Origin of the sequence: Antarcticimicrobium sp. (assembly GCF_029212575.1) — a bacterium.
Lineage (GTDB): Bacteria > Pseudomonadota > Alphaproteobacteria > Rhodobacterales > Rhodobacteraceae > Antarcticimicrobium.
This window is the reverse complement of sequence record NZ_JARGPK010000035.1, coordinates 64124-81231: the sequence shown is the minus strand read 5'-3', so window position 1 is coordinate 81231 and position 17108 is coordinate 64124. Positions and strand designations below refer to the sequence as shown.

The 17108-nt window shown below is 62.1% G+C and carries 16 protein-coding genes and 1 pseudogene; 11 read left to right on the top strand and 6 right to left on the bottom strand.

The window, feature by feature from the left end:
- Together P1U75_RS06360 and P1U75_RS06355 are read left to right on the top strand one after the other, a co-directional pair.
- The coding region (locus P1U75_RS06360; RefSeq protein ID WP_300241108.1) for a transposase at window positions 1-172 on the top strand (172 nt) is incomplete at its 5' end.
- 61 nt (window positions 173-233) lie between these two features.
- Window positions 234-335, top strand: a pseudogene (locus P1U75_RS06355) (helix-turn-helix domain-containing protein); the annotation flags it as partial.
- Window positions 336-383: 48 nt separating this feature from the next.
- Here P1U75_RS06355 and P1U75_RS06350 read toward each other — a convergent pair.
- Both P1U75_RS06350 and P1U75_RS06345 read right to left on the bottom strand, forming a co-directional pair.
- The gene (locus tag P1U75_RS06350; protein WP_300241106.1) at window positions 384-2831 is read right to left on the bottom strand and encodes an FAD-dependent oxidoreductase; all 2448 of its coding nucleotides are present in this window, start codon (window positions 2829-2831) and stop codon (window positions 384-386) included.
- Window positions 2832-2931: 100 nt separating this feature from the next.
- Window positions 2932-3069 (bottom strand): hypothetical protein, encoded by a 138-nt coding sequence (locus tag P1U75_RS06345; RefSeq protein ID WP_300241104.1) that lies wholly within the window; start codon window positions 3067-3069, stop codon window positions 2932-2934.
- Window positions 3070-3238: 169 nt separating this feature from the next.
- Here P1U75_RS06345 and P1U75_RS06340 point away from each other — a divergent pair, with 169 nt between their 5' ends.
- The 5 genes from P1U75_RS06340 to P1U75_RS06320 all read left to right on the top strand — a co-directional run bounded on the left by P1U75_RS06340 (window position 3239) and on the right by P1U75_RS06320 (window position 9196).
- Window positions 3239-3586, top strand: a complete 348-nt coding sequence (locus tag P1U75_RS06340) for a hypothetical protein (RefSeq protein WP_300241102.1) — start codon at window positions 3239-3241, stop codon at window positions 3584-3586.
- 261 nt (window positions 3587-3847) lie between these two features.
- On the top strand, window positions 3848-4819 hold the full coding sequence (locus tag P1U75_RS06335) for a response regulator (protein ID WP_300241099.1): 972 nt from the start codon (window positions 3848-3850) through the stop codon (window positions 4817-4819).
- 287 nt (window positions 4820-5106) lie between these two features.
- Window positions 5107-5451: an Hpt domain-containing protein gene (locus P1U75_RS06330; protein WP_300241097.1), complete on the top strand. Its 345-nt coding sequence runs from the start codon at window positions 5107-5109 to the stop codon at window positions 5449-5451.
- A complete protein-coding gene (locus P1U75_RS06325; protein ID WP_300241094.1) occupies window positions 5441-8752 on the top strand; it encodes a PhnD/SsuA/transferrin family substrate-binding protein in 3312 nt (1103 codons plus the stop codon). Before P1U75_RS06330 ends, P1U75_RS06325 begins: the two co-directional genes overlap by 11 nt.
- A 48-nt stretch (window positions 8753-8800) precedes the next feature.
- Entirely contained in the window at window positions 8801-9196 is a 396-nt protein-coding gene (locus P1U75_RS06320) for a response regulator (RefSeq protein ID WP_300241091.1), read from the top strand.
- A 7-nt stretch (window positions 9197-9203) separates the two neighbouring features.
- On the opposite strand, the gene P1U75_RS06315 is transcribed toward P1U75_RS06320, so the two are convergent.
- Together P1U75_RS06315 and motA are read right to left on the bottom strand one after the other, a co-directional pair.
- Window positions 9204-9635, bottom strand: coding sequence for a hypothetical protein (locus P1U75_RS06315; protein WP_300241088.1), 432 nt, complete (start codon window positions 9633-9635; stop codon window positions 9204-9206).
- A gap of 4 nt (window positions 9636-9639) precedes the next feature.
- Window positions 9640-10509, bottom strand: coding sequence for a flagellar motor stator protein MotA (gene motA, locus P1U75_RS06310; protein ID WP_300241085.1), 870 nt, complete (start codon window positions 10507-10509; stop codon window positions 9640-9642).
- Between the two features lie 230 nt (window positions 10510-10739).
- On the opposite strand from motA, the gene P1U75_RS06305 reads away from it, so the two are divergent.
- Complete coding sequence (locus P1U75_RS06305) at window positions 10740-11942, top strand: hypothetical protein (RefSeq protein ID WP_300241082.1); 1203 nt, start codon at window positions 10740-10742, stop codon at window positions 11940-11942.
- A 57-nt stretch (window positions 11943-11999) separates the two neighbouring features.
- Here the strand turns inward: P1U75_RS06305 and P1U75_RS06300 are convergent, their stop codons facing one another.
- Window positions 12000-13235, bottom strand: a complete 1236-nt coding sequence (locus P1U75_RS06300; RefSeq protein WP_300241079.1) for a flagellar motor protein MotB — start codon at window positions 13233-13235, stop codon at window positions 12000-12002.
- 176 nt (window positions 13236-13411) lie between these two features.
- A complete protein-coding gene (locus P1U75_RS06295; protein ID WP_300241077.1) occupies window positions 13412-13918 on the bottom strand; it encodes a MucR family transcriptional regulator in 507 nt (168 codons plus the stop codon).
- 759 nt (window positions 13919-14677) lie between these two features.
- Here P1U75_RS06295 and P1U75_RS06290 point away from each other — a divergent pair.
- The 3 genes from P1U75_RS06290 to P1U75_RS06280 all read left to right on the top strand — a co-directional run bounded on the left by P1U75_RS06290 (window position 14678) and on the right by P1U75_RS06280 (window position 17106).
- Window positions 14678-15409 (top strand): winged helix-turn-helix domain-containing protein, encoded by a 732-nt coding sequence (locus P1U75_RS06290; RefSeq protein ID WP_300241074.1) that lies wholly within the window; start codon window positions 14678-14680, stop codon window positions 15407-15409.
- Between the two features lie 360 nt (window positions 15410-15769).
- Window positions 15770-16264 carry a hypothetical protein gene (locus P1U75_RS06285; RefSeq protein WP_300241071.1) on the top strand — a complete coding sequence of 165 codons (495 nt, stop codon included), beginning with the start codon at window positions 15770-15772 and terminating at the stop codon, window positions 16262-16264.
- Window positions 16265-16410: 146 nt separating this feature from the next.
- Window positions 16411-17106: a sigma-70 family RNA polymerase sigma factor gene (locus P1U75_RS06280; protein WP_300241068.1), complete on the top strand. Its 696-nt coding sequence runs from the start codon at window positions 16411-16413 to the stop codon at window positions 17104-17106.
- Window positions 17107-17108 lie beyond the last annotated feature (2 nt).

The window sequence follows — 17108 nt, the reverse complement described above, 5'->3', positions numbered from 1 at the left end:
CGTCGGGATCTTCCCGAATGAAGCTTCCATCATGCGCCTCATCGGGGCGGTGCTGTTCGAGCAGAACGACGAATGGCAGACCTCGAGCCGCTATATGATGGTCGAGGCCTTCGCCCAGATCGACAAGGAGGAGATCGACCCCATTCTCAGCATAACTACGAAAGCCGCCTGATCATGACCTCAGGCCATCTGGGAAATTACACCAGCTTGACGGACGTGACCGGGTTTCGCAGGACATCGGCTTTGCCTCGGTGGCGAACTTCCATCGCGCCTTCAAACGCTGGACCGGCATGACCCCCGGCGCCTACCGCCGCGACCGCCAGCAAGGGCAGTAGGAGGACAGGCCACCAAACCCAGGGCCCTGACTTGAATGAACCCGCCGATCAGGTCACGTCCTGACAGCGGGGGATTTTCATGGCGGGATCGTAGGGCGACATCGGAATCACGGTGGCATCGAACATCTTGCCGCATAGATCGACCTGCAGGCTGTCACCGTCGTTGGCGCAGTCCGGTTGCACAAATCCATAGGCCAGGTTCAGCCCGGTCCGATGCCCCCAAGCCCCCGAGGTGACGGACCCGACGACGCGCCCCTCCGCCATGACCGACGCGCCGCCGTGCGCTGGCGCCGTTTCGGTTTCGACGTGCAGGGTGACAAGGTGCTTTCGCGGCCCGTGCTGGACGCGGTAGAGCAAGGCGTCCTTGCCAATGAACTCCGGCTTTTCGAGACGCACGAAACGATCGAGGCCGGTCTCGAAGGGGTCGAACTCGGTGAGGATGTCCGCCTTCCAGTGAAGAAAGCCTTTCTCCATTCGCATCGACTCGATGGCGCGGGCCCCGAACAGCTCGAGATCCAGGGCTTTTCCGGCGTCGCGCAGGGCGAGATAGGCCGCGTAGAGGGACGGGTTCGGAACATGGATTTCATAGGCCAGTTCACCGGAAAAGCTGACGGCCATGACCGTCGCGGGGGCGATCCCCACAAAGCATTCGCGCACGCTCAGCCAGGGGAATGCCCTGTTTGACCAATCGCCCCGGGCACAGGACGACAACAGGGCACGGGCGTTCGGACCGGCGAGAACAAGGATGGTCTGATCGTTGGTCAAACTTTGGATCTGCACGTCCTCGCCGGCGCGCAAATGTGCGCGGAGCCAGTCCATGTCGTGCCGCTCCGACGCGGCGGCTGAGCCGTACCAGACCCGCGCAGTGCCCCGATCACCTGCGGGCAGGTTGGCGATGGTCGCTTCGCTTTTCAGCATCCCGTGATGATTGAGCATATATCCGAGTCCGACCCGCCCCGCCCGCCTGGTGACAGGACCGCAGAACAACCGCTCGAGAAAGGCATGGCGGTCGGCCCCGGTGATCTCGATCCGCGTGAATCCGTTCACCTCGGTCAGACCGACATTGGCCTGCACGTTGGCAACCTCGGCGGCGACAAGATCGAAGGTTTCGTCGAAACCGAAACCCGGCGTCGGTTGAAACCCGGGATGAGGTTTGACGTAGTCGATCCGCTCCCAGCCGTTCACCACGGCAAAGGCGGCGCGTTCTGCAGAAAGGATGGGGGTCAGTGGCGTTGTCTTGGCGGGGCGCCCAGCCGGTCGGTGCTCATGCGGGAAATGGAAGCGGAATTCATTCTGATAGTCCTCGATGGCCTTCAGGGCCGTCAGTTCTACATTGGCGTGTTCTGCGAAGCGGCGTGGATCGAGGCACCATGTATCGTAGCAGGCTTCGCCGTGCACGATCTGCTGCGCCAGAATCCAGCCATGCCCACCGCCTTCGCCCAGACCGGCGCGCAGCCCGATGATGCAAAAGGCGTTGCGCTTGCCGGGGATCGGCCCGACGAGCGGTGCGCCATCGATCGTGTAGGTGATCGGGCCGTTGACCACGCGCTTGATCCCGACCTCGGTCAGGACGGGCATCCGGGCAAAGGCCCCTTCCAGCACATCCATCACGCGGTCCAGATCATCCGGGCACAGGTCGTTGGAAAAGTTCGGGTCCACCCCGTCCATTCCCCAGGTCTTGCAGGCCTGTTCGTAGAACCCGATCAGAAGCCCGCCTTTTTCCTGGCGGCAATAATAGTCGCTGATCGGACAACGCAACAGCGGCATGCGATGGCCGGCTTCGGCGATCGCCGGAATGTCCTCGGTCACGAAATACTGGTGCTCCATCGAGGTGACCGGGTGGTGAACCCCCATCATCGCACCCACCTCGTTCACCCGGTAGCCACAGGCGTTGACGACGATGTCCGCGTCGATGGAGCCTTGCGTCGTTGTCACCGTCCAGGTGTCGTCCGTGTGCTGGCGCAACCCGGTGACGGCGGTATTGCGATAGACCTCGGCCCCAGCCCTGCGGGCGTGAAAGGCAAGCGCCTGGCAAAGCTGCGCCGGGTCGATATCGCCATCCTCTCCATCCCAGAGGCCGCCAAGCAGGTTATCTGTCGAGATCAGCGGATGCCGCCGGGCGCATTCCTCGGCGTCAATCACCTCGAACTCCACCCCCATGCCGCGCGCCATCGAGGCGAAATGACGGTAGCCCTGCATTTGCGCCCGGGTGTTGGCCAGACGGATACCGCCGTCGCCGTGGTGATAGCCGACCGGATAGGCGGGGTCATCGCGCAACGCCTTGTACAGAGCGATGGAATGGGACTTCAGCCCCACCATCGTCTGGTTCATCCCGAAATTCGTGACCTGGGCGGCGGAATGCCAAGTGGTGCCCGAGGTCAGCTCGTCCCGCTCGATCAGGACGACATCGCTCCAGCCCTCTTGCGTCAGGTGATACAGCGTCGAACACCCGGCAATACCGCCGCCGATGACAGCGACCCTGGTACGTGATTTCACAGTCCCGTCTCCTCAGTGGAATGGCAGGTCGCACAGCGTGCCGATGACTTGGCCTGTCTCAGCCATCATAACACCCTTTTGCCATGCGGGCAGTCCGCGATCAGTCATCAAGCGTTGCCTTATGCAGCGCGGCGTTTTTCAGGATGTCGGACGGGGTGCGGCGGCCCTGACCGTCCAGCCCGGCGAGGGGCGCATCTTGCCGGTGTTTCGGATACCCGGCAACCGGCCGGTCAACCATTCGGCCCTCCGCAGTGACCATTTGCCACTCGCGTGTTGTTCGGGGTCAGTCGGGACACCGCCGCTCTCCCCTTTGGGGTTGGAAAAGCCGGTAGCCGGCCCCGGATTTCGACTTGGGATTCGCAGCAAGACCCCTTACCGTCTCGGGCACTGGACAGGGGCGAGGGGAAATGAGCCGGTTCCACGAAACCATGCCGCGCGTTGCGTGCAAACAGAGGATCGCGGTCGGCGTCGCGATCGGACTGTCATTTCTCATGGCCCCTGCCGCGCAATCCGATCAACCGGCGATGCCCCTCGGCGCGAGCCCGATGCCCGCGCATGTTGAGCTCCGGTTCTGCTATTATGCCGGGCTTGCCTATTCACAGGGCGCGACCATCTCGGTCGAGACCCCTATTCGCCGCGAGGTTGTGACAGACAGGGCCCGCAAGGTTTTGCGCTGCGTTTCCGAGAGCGCATCGGGAGGCCGCCATCATTGGCAAGAGGTGAATCCGGACGCCGGAGACCCGTTCCGCGATTGAGCGATCCACGCTTCGAAATCGGGTCAACCCCGCAAGAAAGGCCACCTTGCAACCTCCGGCGGGTAGCATATGCCGTGACTCAACCCAAACCGGGACAAATTTGCGCCACATTTGTGGGACTAAATGGGATTCAGCAAAGCGGTGGGCGTGACCGGCTTCACCTCCAGGTACGCGCCAACCGCTAACGACACAAACGCGCAGAAGCGCTTCAAGGCGATGTGACTGCCAGGAAGAATACTGGTGGAACCACTGGAGAACGACATGAGAATCCTTGCCGTCGATGACGACGAACTGATCCGGGAACTGCTTCTGGCGACGCTCGAGGCGCACGGCTATTCAGAGATCACCTTGGCCGAAAGCGGTGAGGACGCCCTGCGCAAGATCGCAGCGGCCGGCACCCCGTTTGACTCCTTTATGTTCGACATCCAGATGCCGGGCATGGACGGGATCGAACTGACCCGCCAAGTCCGCGACATGGCCATCTACCGCGACGCGCCGGTGGTGATGATCACCGCGATGAACCAAAAGGAATATATCGATCGCGCCTTCCTGGCCGGTGCGACCGATTATGTGACCAAGCCGTTCGACACCACCGAACTGGTCACCCGCGTCCGCCTGGCCGACAAGTTGCAGTCGGAGTCCCGGCGGGCTGCGGCCGCGGTAAAGCATTCGGTCCCGTCCCAAAGCTCCAAGCCGGCTTTCGGCGAGCCGATCGTGATCGAGGAAATCAAGGGCTACGTCTCGAACGGGGTTCTTCAGAATTACGTCATGATCATGAAGGAACAGATGCAAAAGGCGATCGGCGCGTTCGCCATCCGGGTTCCCGAACTGGAGCGCGTCCACGGTGCGTCGTCGGCCGAGGAGTTCGCCTATGTCGTGACGGACGTGGCAGAGGTGATTTCGGACGCACTGGTGGGAACGCAGGCTTTCGTGTCTTATATCGGCACCGGAGTGTTCCTTTGTGTCGGACCCAGGCGGTTGCTGCCGGAACCCCAGGCAGCGCAGGATCACCTGATCACCATGCTCAACGACCCCGAACTGGTTTACTGCGAAGAGGTCTCGACCAGCTTTACCGCACAGGTCGGAGATGCGGCCTCGCCGAAATTGCTGGAGCGGCGCGAAGATCTGCGGTTCCTTGATCGGGCAGTTGACAACCTAAGCGCCGCACCGAAGCGCAACCCCCTGAGCCAGACACACCGGGTCGCCGGTCGCGTGATTTCTCACGCTGCTTGACGGCGCACGCGGAAAACAGCGTCCCTGCAGGGAAAAGGGGAGGGGCTGTCCCATCCAGGGCGATCTGTGCCGAATTGGGACGTCTGCGTTGCTAATGCGCATCAGTTGTTACCGTTTCGGGGGCAACTGATGCGATTTTTAAACATTCCTTAATTCCGCGGGGTCTATTGCCTCATTGCTGCCGGTTTTCACAGGTATTGTGCTAATCGATGAAACAATAGGCGACGACAGAGCGCCGATGACAAAAAGCAGGCAGAGCGGGTTGGTAAAGGCAAATGGTACAGGGGTTGAACGCCGAAAGTGCGGCACAGCTTAATGCAGGCCTCGCACGGGTACGTGAGCGGTTCGTCTCGTCTCTTTCGGACCGGGTCGATGATTTCTATGATTTGCTCGGGGATCTGCAGGAAGAGCAAGACTGGCTGGATGCCTGCGCAGACCTTCGAGCCCGCGCGCATAAACTGCACGGGATTTGCGGAAGTGTCGGGTTCCCCGAGATTGGCGAGAAAGCCGCAAGCCTCGAAGCGAAAATCGATTCGCTCGGTTCGGAGTTGCAGCGCGAAGACATCGACGACGTAAGATGTTTTCTGAATAGTCTCCTGGACGAAATGGAGCAAAACCTCGATGCTGCGTAAGGCAGCCAAGATGTTCTGCGATGCCTTGTCTGGGCGGTTAATGTCCAGCGGCCTGAAAATTCTAGTTTTTTTTACGTTGGTGGTGACTGGCGGGTTCGTTTTCACCGCCGCGCGGGCGCAGACCGAGGACGCCGACGGCGAAATCGTTTCCCTTCGAATTGGCGTCCTGTCGATCGAGGGGGCCACCCGGAGCCTCGAGGCCTGGACTCCGACAGCAGACCTTCTGAACGAGGCGGCGAAGGCCCAAGGCATGCCCTATCGGTTCAGCATTGCGCCGCATAGCGTGACCTCTCTGATACAAGCGATCGAAGAAAAACAGATCGCGCTGGCGCTGACCGATCCGGCCTCATTCGTGGCCGCCGAGGTCGAGAGCGAGGCGCGCGCGCTGCTTTCAGCAGCACAAATGTGGCAAGACCGGACTTACGATCAGACCGGCGCTCTGATCTTTGCCCGGTCTGACAGCGCAATCCGTGATATTCGCCAGCTGGACGGCCGCAAGGTGATGGCGGTTGACCGGGGCGACTTCAGCGGCTGGTGGCTGGCTGCGCAGGAGTTCCGAAAACGCCGAATGGAACCGCACGAGGTTCTGTCCGAGCTCGTGTTTTCCGGCGGCAATCAGCGCGAGGTCGTCTATGCGGTCCAGTCGGGGCTGGTCGATGCCGGCGTGGTGCGGGCGGGGTTGCTGGAAGAACTCGCTGAAGAAGGCGTGGTCGATCTGAAGATGTTCGCGCCAGTCTCTGCCGCCCCGCAGGAGGGTTATCCATTCTGGGTGTCTACACCGCTCTATCCCGACTGGGTTCTGTCAGCCCTTCCGGAGGTGCCCGAGCCGGTGTTGGCGATGGTGATCAATACCCTGCTGGGGGTCGCGGTGGACAGCCCGCAATCGAAGGCGGCCGGTGGTGCGCTATGGCAAGCGCCGCAGAACTACCAATCGGTACATGATCTGCTGATCTCGCTTCGGGTCCGGCCCTATGAAAACTATATCCTACAGGCGGCGAACCGGATCTTCCGAGCCTATCGCGTTTCGATCTTTGGCGCGATCGCTCTGATTCTTCTGTCGCTCGCATTCCTCGCCTACGAACTTCGCCGGAACATCCAGATCGCCGAAGATCGGCGCAATGTGCTGGAATCCGAGGTACGTTCGAAGGTCTTCTATCGCAAGGCCATCGAGGAGCACACGGTATTCTGCATGCTGACGCGGGATGGGCGCATATCCCACGTCAACTCACGGTTTTGCAGTGTTGCCGATCGCAGGCGGCAGGACGTGCTGAACAAGCCGCTTGCCATCCTTCTGAACGAAGGGGACGCGGACGGGCAGCTTGAGGAGATCGTGAACTCCATGCAGATGGGCGCGCCGTGGAACGGGACTTTGCAGATAAAAAGAGAAGACGGCGGTATCGCCTGGATTCAGTGCAGCTGCATCCCGGTCACCGGCGTCAACGACAAGCTGAGCGAAATCGCAGTAGTGGCCACCGACATGACCCAGACCCGAAAAGGAATTTCCGACGAACGCTTCAACGACTCGCTGGAACTGATCGACGATCAGGTGGTGGTCATGCGGCCGGAAACCCTCGAAATGCTGTATTGCAACAAGGCGGCCGCGCAGCGCCTCGTCAAGGATCGCATGGGCGGGGACTGGAAAGACAAGCGCGTCCGGAATTTCATCACCGACTCGGATCTGAATGCTCTGGAAATGCGGCGCGATCTTCTGATCGAAGGACAGCAACGTCGCATCACCTGGGAGGTGACGACCAAGGTGGGCACCCCCTTTGAAATCAGTCTGGAATACGTTCAGCCCGAACACGAAGAGCCGCGCCTGATCGCGATTTACCGCGATATCACCGAACGCAAGCAAGCGGAAAAGGCAAAGAACGAGTTCATATCGACTGTCAGTCACGAACTGCGCACGCCCTTGACCTCGATGAAGGGGGCGCTGGGTTTGGCCTTGTCGGGGTCAGTCGGCGAGATGTCCGAACCGGTTCACAAAATGGTTTCTATGGCCAGCACGAACTGCGACCGGCTTGTCGTTCTGATCAACGACATCCTCGACCTGGAGAAGATCGAGGCCGGTAAGATGGACTTCAATATGGAGGAACTCGACCTTGCCGCGCTGATCGAAGCGGCGTCGGAAGCAAACAGCTTTTATGCAGACAAATTCGCAGTATCCCTGCGCTGTGAGGTAGACCTAGACGATGGCCCCTTGATGACCTTGGGCGACCGCAACAGGCTGATGCAGGTGATGGACAACCTGTTGTCGAACGCGGCCAAGTTTTCGCCCAAGGGAGAAGAGATCGTCATCTGGCTGCGCCCGCATCGCGGCGGCTTGCGCCTCTCGGTGCGCGATTTCGGTTCCGGGATTCCAAAGGCGGCCCAGCCGACCATTTTTGACAAGTTCACGCAAGCCGACAGCTCGGACACCCGATCCAAGGGGGGAACCGGGTTGGGGCTGTCGATCGTCAAGCTTATCGTTGCCGAGCACAAGGGAGCGATCTTTTTCAAGAGCCTTGAAAGCGTGGGGACCGAGTTCTTCGTTGACCTGCCCCGGCTGAGGGGCGGCGTGCTGACCGAAGTGGGCGCATCGGTGATCGAAGGGGAAGACAGGACGATCGAATTCTCCGACCTGCCCGGCGCCGCGATTGCGCGCCCGAAAAAGGACGCCGCCGCGGTTTCGGCGCTGGAGCACCTGCTGAGCCAGAAGGGCACTCAGGTCGAGGTCGAAACCGGCAAGGTAACATTGAGCCAATTGCTCGGCGACCCCGGCCAATCCTCGGCCGCGGCACGTCTTGGCGACCAGGTCCGCGACCTCATGACCGGGCTGAGCGAAAAGGGCTTGCTCACAAATCGCCCCGTCAAGGTCCTGGAGATCGCGGCTGCGGAAAGCCAGGATGGAACCGCCCCGGTTCCCTCGGAAGCAGTTACCGATGTGCTGGCGCCATGGCTGGAAAGCGTCGCGTCGCCGACCCAGGAGGATCCTGCGATCCGGGCCTTGCAGTTGGAGGATGACGGCGCCCAGCCCCTGCAGGAGCGCGAAGGATTCGAGATCCGGCGCGCAGGGGATGTCGCCCAAGCGATCGCGCAGGCCGAACAAGGCCGGTTCGATCTGGTGGTGACCAGTGAAAAGGGCGCCGAAGCCGATGTGACCACAATCTTGCCAATAAGCACGGGTAGGCTATCGCAAGATGCCCCGATTCTGTTGATCGTCGCGCGGCATGGCGCGGCGGCCGCAAGCCGCGGGGTAGTATCGAAATTCGCTCGCCCTTCGGGCGGGGGACGGGGCAAGGCCCGCCGCAGGGCAATTTGATCGCGGCTCGCCGAGGCGGGCGCACCTGAATCAGAAAGGAACAGTACCTTGGCCGAACTGACAAAGATCCTTCACATCGAGGACGAGAGCGACATTCGTGAGATCGCACATTTGGCGCTGGACATGATCGGCGGTTTCGAAGTGATGCAGGCCGGTTGCGGATCGGAGGCCTTGGCGATGATCGAGGGCTTCGCGCCCGACCTGATCCTGACCGATGTCCAGATGCCGGGCATGACCGGGCCGGAGACCCTGGTGGCGATCCGGGAACTGCCGGGGTACGAGCGTATTCCCGGCATTTACATGACCGCCAAGGTCATGGAATCCGATCGTGAGGCATTGCTGAAAGCCCATGACCTCGGGGTGATCACAAAACCCTTCGATCCGACCGGCCTGGCCGCCGAGATCCGCTCGCTGTGGAGCACGAGCCTCGCCGACGCGGCCTGAGCGTGCGTCACTCCGCCCGGCGGCGTAGGTAGACGTTGCGCGCGATTTCCTCGGTCTCAGCCAGTTCTTGCCGGTTTTCGTGTTGACGCTGCTGTGCCAATGATGTGTCCAGCGCAGCGTCGTTGGTTTTGGCCTCTCGGTAAACGCCCAAAAGCTGCGCCTCGATCTCCTCAGCCCTGGTTTGCAGCGCATCCAGCTTCCCGTTCAGGAATGCCCGCCGTGCCTCTACGGCGCGCAAAAAACTGGCCAGATAGGGCGCGGACTCGGGCGAGGCGACATGCCCTTCCTTTTCGGCGCGGGCCTGAAGCGCCGCCAGTTCGTCCTGAAGGGCGGCCTGCTCCGATCGGATGGCCGTCATCCGCGCGGCATACCCATCGATTTCGTGCTGCTTGATCCTCTGGATCAGTTTGAGCGCCGAGATTCTGCGCTGCACCGACATGGCGTCAGGCTGCTTCGGCCATGTCGTGCCGCGCCTCTTCCATCTCGTAGAAATTCGGTTGCAGCTTGGTCGGAATGTTGCCGCGGCCGATCTCGATGCAGATGGTTGGCGAGTGATCGTGCAGCACGGCAATGAAGATGTCCCGGATCACGGTGTAAAAGGCGGAGTCCTGGTCTTCGATCGCGGCCAGGCGGCTCGAAACCGGGGCGACAAAGAGATAGGCAAGGAAAACGCCCAGGAAGGTTCCCACAAGAGCACCCCCGATCATCTCGCCCAGAACGGCGGGCGGCTTGTCGATCGACCCCATGGTCTTGATAACCCCCAGAACCGCCGCGACGATCCCGATCGCAGGCAGGGCGTCGGCCACCGTGGTCAGCCCATGCGAGGCAGAGAGCGCCTCGTGATGGTGTTTCTTGAGCTTCTTGTTAATCACGTCCTCGCTTTGGAACGGATCGTCGAACTGCAGCGCCAGCATGCGGAAACTGTCGGTGATCAGGTCCATCGCAAAGTGATCCTTCTGCAGTTTGGGGAACTGCGAGAAGATCAGGCTGTCCTGCGGATTCTCGATGTGCGGGTCAAGCGCGAGGATACCGTCCTTCTGGTACATCCGGGTCAGCGTGTACATCAGATTGAGAAGGTCGATGTAGTCCTGCTGCTTCCATTTCGGACCCTTGAACGCCTTCAGCACGGATTTGGCTGTGTCGAGGATCTGGCCGAAGGAATTTGCGGCGATGAAAGAGCCAAGGGCGGCGCCACCGATCATCATGCCTTCAAAGGGCATGGCGTGCAGGATGACCCCCATCTCCCCGCCCGACAGCATGTAGCCGCCGAAAACCAGCACGATAACGATGACAAAACCAATTACGATGGTCATGACGCGATACAGTCCACTGGGCCGTCACAGTTCGCTGACGGCCGGTTCCCTCTGAACTCAGAGTTTATACGCGGTTCCGGCAAGAATAAAACGAAAAGTTTTTGTGTGCCCTGAAAAGAACGGTCAAAGACCATGAATTATTGACAAAATAAAAGCAAGTGGTACAGATTTTATCCATGAAACGCGCGACTCCGGAAAGGATGCATCGCATGTCTGGCAAGGAAAGAGTGATGGCTGTCCTTATGGGGCCGGTCGAGGTGCGCCAGACCGTCCACGAATGGCCGGCAAAGATGTGCCTCGCCGTTTGCCTGATGGAGAGCGGCGACTGCCAGTTGGTTGTGTTTCACCAGGACGAGGCCGGGGTTTTCCCGCGCCGCCTGCAGTCGCATCTGCATTTGCCCGGGGACGAGCTGTGCTTCTTCCCGGCAGTTCCCGGATACCCGTCCCGGACGCTGCTTTATTCCGACGAACGTCGCCTGGTGGCGCTGGTGGCCGAGGCGCCGGAGATCGTCGAAGAGGCGTCAGATTATGCGGTCAACTACGCGTTCGCCCTGGAAGAGGGGATGGACCCTGCGGTTTTCCTCGGCGTCGAAGGGGGCGGGGGCATCGAAGGGGGCGGGGGCGTCGAGGGGGGGCGGGCGCCGATGCGCCCTGACCGTGCCAAGGCGGCGCCCGACCCGGCTGCGTTCATCTCGCGGCGCGGGAAATCGGCGGCGCCGGTCGCCGTCGCGGCGCAGCCGCCCAAAGGGGGACGGGTACGAAAGGCGCTCTTGCCGGGTTTCATGCAAAGGACAACGCCCGCCCAGCCGGGGCCAGGGTTTCGTTCGGCGCGCGAATTGTCCCTGACCGAGATACCGCCCGAGCTGTGCGACGTCCGGCCGGAGGAAAACGGGTGGGTCCTGATTTCCCGCGTTGATGTGGGCGGGGCCGATATTCGCATCAGCGACCCCGACATGATCTTCTTGCGCGACGACCGTAGTGTTGTCGCGATCCGTCTGGAACCGCCCTGGGACATGGGCTCACCGCTGCCGGGGCGAATCTGGGTCCGCTCCAGGGGCATGCCGCCCAGCCTGCGGGCGGCGCTCGCGAATGGCGCAGGTCTGGCTGAAATGACCGGAACCGGGGCGTTTTTGTATTTGCGGCTGGACCCTGCTCTGTCCGGGGGGACGCCGGTTGAGGAGCCGGCCGCGCCCGAGGCGGTCGAAATGCGATCCGGGGAAACCGCGCCAGAGGTTGTTCCGGTCATTCCGCCGCGGCGGGCGCGCAGGTATCGTCGGGGTCTTCTGGCCTTGACGGGTATCGCCGCCGCGCTGGTCCTGATTCAGATCGGGCTGCAACTGGGCGGGATGGGCGACCCCGGGTCGCTGGGGGCAGAGGCGCCGATCGACTGGGAGCGTTTCCGAAGCGCCTGGCAGGCGGCGCGCGCCGGCTGACCGGCGTGACAGCGCCCCGCGCAAGTGGCGGGGCTTTCTGTCCGGATCGCCTATGGCTCAGCGCAGGGCGCTGCGCAGGGTCTCGAATACCTCGTCGTCAAGCTGGGTGATCCGCTCGGGCAGGTCTTTCGCCACACCATCGACCCTGCGGGCGCTCGGCGCGTTTGCGGGGTCGGAGGGTTCCATCGGCGCCGTTCCGGCCGCGTTGGCCTCGGTGTCGGTTCGCTGATCGGGGATGGGGCGACCCGCCGACTTCGGTTTGCGGTACTCCAGAAGCACGGTGATCCGTCGGTTGGACGGAGCCAGCGGATCGTCCGGCACCAGCAACTCGGTGTCGGCCATGCCGGACACCCGGGTGATGCGGGAATGCTCGACGCCGGAATTCAGCAGCACGCGGCGCATTGCGTTGGCCCGGTCCGACGACAGGTCCCAGTTGTCGTAGGCGGCCTTGTTGGAAAAGGGAACCGCGTCGGTATGGCCCGAGATGACCATGTCATTGGGGGCTCCGGACAGTGACTCTCCCAGCATTTCCATCAATTCTCGGGTGGCGCCGCGCATCTCTGCGCTGCCGGAATTGAACATCGGCTGGCCCTGCTGATCGACCACCTGGATCCGCAGGCCGTCGGGGGTCTTTTCAAAGATCACGTTCTTTTCCAGCGGCCGCAAGTCGGGGCTGTCCTGGATGGCCTGGCGCAGCTCGGTTTCGAGCGCTGCGAACTCGGCGGTGTCGGCCGCGCGCAGCGCGCGCTCCTCGACTGCAGCCTTGTCGGCAGCCTTCTGGATCTGGGTCTTTCCCGGATCCTGACCAGCCGCCGTCTGCGGACCGCTGCCCAAGGAGTCGCCGCCCTGGTCATTCCATGCCAGCTTTGACGAGCCCCCTGGGGCCGGGTTCTCGAATTCACCCTGGTGGGTTCCGGGCGTCGTTTCCTTCGGATCGGACGTCGGGGTGACATCCATCACCTCCCATTTGGCCGGGCTCGGGTCGTCGACTTCACCGAAATTGTTGCCGCGTGCGACTACCTCGCCCCGCGAGGCATTCAGCGTTCCAGGCGGGCCGAAGGTCGCGCCGTCGAGCAGCCCGCTGCCGCTGGGCATGGTTGCGTTGGTGAAATACTCGGCAATACCGCGCAGCTTTTGCTCATCGGCCGAGGACAGGATCCAGAGCAACAGAAAAAAGGCCATCATCGCGGTCATGAAGTCCGCATAGGCAACCTTCCACGCGCCACCGTGATGGCCGCTGTCCTCGGTGATCTCCACCTTGCGGATGATGTTCGTTTTTGTCTTCGCTGCCATGTCGGTCTGCCTCGTGAAGGCCGGTAGAACCGGATATTTCAAGCGACCGCGCAAAGAATGCGGGTCGTCGTTTCACAAGGTATCGGCGAGGAAGGTGCGCTCAGATTGGCGCAATTCAGACAAGTTTTGGGCAGTGCAGGGGGAATTGTGGCGCCGTCATTGGCGCTGGTCGCGGATCAGTCCGCGCCGCTGACCGACGGGTCGGCCTGGTCGCGCTGGTATTTACCCAGGCCGACGCGCTTGGCATAGGCGGCCTTGCGCTCGGAGTAGTTGGGGGCGACCAGCGGCATGTCCTCCGGAAGGCCGAACAGGGTCCGGTATTCCTCTTCGGTCAATCCATGCTCGGCCTTGAGGTGGCGCTTGAGCATGGTGAAGCCACGCCCGCAGCACAAGCAATAGACCTTGTCCCCGGTCACTGCCTGGTCGAGCGGGACCGCAGGTGCCGGGCTGTCGGCGGCTGGGAGGGTGGCCAGGTCTTGCGCTGCGGTCCCGGCAGGCGGCGCCACAGGGGCGGGGCTCAGCGACACGAAAACATCGCTCAACCGCTGCGCAAGCGATACGATCTCGTCCTGGGTGGTATCGGCGCGGGTGGCGAAGGCGGCCACAACCCGAGACACCGCCTCAACCACCGCCGTCCTCGGCAGGGGCCCCTCGGGTGCAGCGTCTATGTCGGTCGCGTTCATTCGCCTAAGGTCCAGTTTTCACGTCAGTCGCCGGTCACAATCCGAACAGGTTGCGGGCGTGCCTGAAGCCTTGTCAAGAATAACGCTGTTCCAGTTCTTGCCCGTCCTCCGCCATCGCCGGTGCGCCTCTGCCATATCAGGCACGGCCCAGCGGCCGGCAACGGGCGATGGCCGCGGACATACCGGCGCGACGGGCCCGTGCCTTGGCGGAATGGTAAGCAGGCCCGAGAGCCGTCGGCTGTGCCCCGCCCCGGGCTCCCGTCCCGGCGCTTTCATCCGGTCCGGGCCGGCTCTGGGAAACGATCGAAATCGTGTTGTCGGCAGTGGTCAGAACCTCGGACAGAAAGGCGTCCTCTTCGACCACGGCCAGCAGAAGCTTGACACGATCCGCGGCCACGATCGCGGCGTGCCGTCCAACCCTGCTGTTTCTAGATCCTGCCATCGCGACCCCGAATTTTCTGCGCCCGACGCAAGACGTCGCGCCGCAGCCTGTATATCTAACTGCCTCGTCCAAGGTATATGGCCTGCCGGGTTAAATTTTGGTCAAAACTTCTTCGGGATGACCAAGGAATTGGTTACGTTTCGGTTAAATTCCCAAGTTTTCTAGCCGATTGTCCTTGTGGGTCCTTGGCTGTTCTTCCCGGAAAGGCGGGATGGAATTGCTGCTGGCACAGGGCGCGCCGCTGCGGCTAAACTCTCGCCGTCGGGCAGCGAGAGCCAGTCCGCCAACCACGGCACTGGACGACAGGAGCAAGGACAGTGAGCGAAGCTGGCGAAGACGGAAGCGGGCCATTTGCGCTGATCGCCGAGGCCGACATGGCCGTGCGGATCGCGCTGGACCACCTGTTTTCGGTGATCCTGCGGCGCCGCGCGACAGCGGTGGCCAGCTGCGAAGAGGCGCTGACCATGCTGGATCAGGGGCTTCGGCCACGGGTTCTGATTGCTGGGCGCGACGAGGACCCGAACAATGCGCTGTCCCTGATCCGTTTCGCCTCCGCGCTGCGGCCCGCGCCCTTCGTTTTTGCCCTCGACTGGCGCGAAAGCCCCGAGGCGGGTGTCCGGGCCTTCCTCGCCGGGGCCGATGACGTGATCCGCGCGCCGGTGCCATTGAAGGAATTCGCGCTGCGCTTGCGGGCGCGGATCGGGGCAGAAGACAGCGGCTTCGTGGGGTGCCGGGCCGACCTGCGCGCGGATTGGGACGCCGAAGCGGATATCGTCTGCCGCGCCGGGTTGACCGAGGCCGAGGCCCAGGTGGTCAACCTGTTGCTGGCCCATAGCGGAGAGATCGTGACGCGCGATGCGCTGAGCCATGCGATCGACAACCGCCCCTGGACATATGGCGACCGCAAATTCGATGTCCACGTCGCAAAAATCCGCAAGAAGCTGGCCTCGGCCTTCGGGACGCGCGTGTCGGTCCGAACGGTGCGCTCGTCCGGCTATGTCCTCACGCTGGACGCGGCCGAGCCGCAACCGGAAGGCCCGGCTCGTTAGGATATTACGGATTCAGATCCAGGCGCGGCGAGAATCGGTGAGGACGGTCGCCAACGTGATGGGCGTCAAGCTGGGAAATGTAAATTTGCCCTTGTGTATATCTCCCCATCCAGTGGTTGTGCATTTGTCCATGGGTTGGGGTTGCTGACAGCGCATGCTCCAAATGTTGAGTATATCCACCGGATAGGTGATTGTTCTGACGATTGAATCGACAAGCGGCGCCCGGTCGGCGTGGCCCGTCATGTTCCGTCAGAGGGGAAAACAAGGTTACCGCGAGGTTTACAAAGAGAGCGTTCTCCTTTTGCGAAAAACTACATATGCTGGTCTGCAACTGATGTGGGGCAAGATATGGTGGCCGAAATGCAGGGAGACGCGCTGCTGGAGCAGATCTGGAGCGGAGCAATCGAAGCCCGCACTGCAGACAACATGTCGCCGCTGGCGCGCCTGCTGGGGGCATTGCTGACCGTTCCGATGGTCACTCTGGTCAGCCGATCCGAGGTGACGCGACCCTTTGCCATGATGGAGACCGACGAATTGCTGCCGGACGCACCTCTGGGCGATGTTCTTGCCGAGGAGCTCGGGCTGGAGGTGCCGCGCGATGCGCTTGTCCTGATCGAACCGGTCGGTTTCGCGGATGCCCGGTCGTTTTCCGGGCGCGCGCTGGGCGAGGAACTCGGCCGGATCCTGAACCAGGTCGCAACAAGTTCTCCGGACCCGGTCGGAAACGGCAGCACTCTTTGTGGCGCCGGAGACAAGGCGCAACGTCCAACTATGCGGGCGCTGACCCGCGATGTCGCAAGGATCCTGCCCGATGCCGAACGATCCGCCCGCCAGGAGGAAATTCTGGCGCGATAGGTTTGGTACGGAACCAAGCCAACCAGCGTCGGAGTTTCGCAACAAACGACCAAATTAAACGATCATTAAGCATATATATCTTTGCATGTTCTCCCTGCTGTGATCTTCTGCCGCCAACGAAACGTTACGATTTCGCGAGGCAGGTTATGGCAATTTCGTTCGCAGCGGCGCGTAACGCGCCGTTGCTGGATGTAGAGCAGGAGCGCGTTTTGATCCGACGCTGGCAGGCTGATCGTGACAGGGCGGCGCTTGAGGTGGTGATCATTGCCCATGCCCGTCTTGTGCATGCCTGCGCCATGCGGCTGAGGCCCCAGGCGAATGACCGTGACGAGTTGATCGCCGAGGGCATGGTGGGGCTGATCCGTGCCGCGAGCCGTTTTGATCTGAAGCGGGACGTAAGGTTTTCGACCTATGCGCATTGGTGGATCTTGAACAGCGTGATGCGCGCGATCGCGCACCTGAACAGCGTGGTCGATGTTCCCGCACGGGCGCGGCGGGAAGCGGTCACGCTGAAGCGGGTGGAGTCGCTGGCCGGGGATCACCCCTGCGACGTGGTTGAGGCGATGCATTGTCCCGAGCCGACGCCGGAAGAACGGATGATCGCGCGATCTGCCAATGCAAGGCTGCGGCAGGTGATCGTCGAGGCGATGGGCGAACTGGGCGACGTGGAACGCGAAGTCGTGGTGTCGCGCAACCTGCGCCAGGTGCCCGATACGATCGAGGATCTGGCGTTCCGGCTGGGTGTCAGCCGCGAAAAGCTGCGGTTGATCGAACGCCGCGCAATGTCGCGGCTGAAGTACGGACTATTGACGCGCGGCGTGACCGCCGCGCAGTTGGGATGATG